Source organism: Phyllobacterium sp. P5_D12, assembly GCF_054049495.1.
Map to the genome: position 1 here is coordinate 1 of NZ_JBFUMG010000966.1, position 1,049 is coordinate 1,049.

2 protein-coding genes are annotated in these 1,049 nt (G+C 51.0%); both read right to left on the minus strand.

What is annotated here, in order from left to right; genetic code table 11:
• Positions 1-61 precede the first annotated feature (61 nt).
• A complete protein-coding gene (locus tag ACXJ5O_RS28020; RefSeq protein ID WP_457302767.1) occupies positions 62-514 on the minus strand; it encodes a pyridoxamine 5'-phosphate oxidase family protein in 453 nt (150 codons plus the stop codon).
• 46 nt (positions 515-560) lie between these two features.
• A complete protein-coding gene (locus ACXJ5O_RS28025; protein ID WP_457302768.1) occupies positions 561-839 on the minus strand; it encodes a hypothetical protein in 279 nt (92 codons plus the stop codon).
• Positions 840-1,049: the final 210 nt, after the last annotated feature.

The following is a 1,049-nucleotide window of genomic DNA, read 5'->3' on the forward strand; positions in this document are numbered from 1 at the left end:
CCCAACAAGCAGCAACTGTCCATCGCCTGACTGAATAAACTGTATTGCTTGTTACTCAGGCCTATTCGCTTTTGACAGCCTTGTGCCCGGTGGTTTCCAGTATCGAAATACGGAAGTAAACTGGCTCCAGGGCTCGTTCATGGTCTCGAATGACGGTCTTCACATAAGCAGGCTGCCACCATTCGGCGCTCTTGTTCAAAAGCGCATGGGCCGTGTTTCTGCCGTCGATATGATCGGGTTCCTTCGTAAGTTCCTCGAACTTGCCCGTCACAATAACACTCTGCCAATTGTTCGTCGCGGATATCTCATCGAATTCAACGCAGACATGCGGGTTTGCGCGCATGAAGTCGACTTTCTGCCCGGCTGTCGTGAATGAATAGAAAAACACGGAATGATAGGCGAAAGTCAGCGGCACGATGTAAGGTCGATCGTCCTTTGCACACGCCAACCTGCCGATCGTCGCTCTTTCGAGCAATTCCCGGATTTCCTGCTGTGTCATCTCTTTGATAATCATCGGCCCACCGTTTCAACAACGAGAATTTCAGCATCGGGACCAGCCGTCAAGATTCTTCTTTCCGATCGAAACTGCTGCGCTCCTTGGTACTCCACATGTCAGCAGCCTCGAGATTATCCTCGGTCGCAATTCGTTCATGTTTCTCATCGTTATCGCGGACGCGGTATTGCAAGGAACCACCCGCCGCGGGTAAAGTTGCCATAATCTCGAACGTAGCCGTCGATTTCACCTTGTTGCCGCCCCAGCCCTTCATGCGGACTTTCTGGCCGACCGCAAAGCGGTGGCTTGGTATATCGGGCGTCTTGTAGCGTCGATGCATGTTCATCGAAAATTCTCCTGGTAGATGATTTGCTTTGGTCGCGCAGTCTCCGGCGGGAGACGGTGGATAGATATTCATTCTGTCGCATTAAAACTCTGCGTCCGTGAAGGGCCGAACTATTCGACCTTCTCAAGGAGCCCACTGGTCAAATTCGATTCGGACCGAGTATTACAGTTTGGGCTTTAATTGTGTTGGCATGAGCGTCAAATAAAAAAT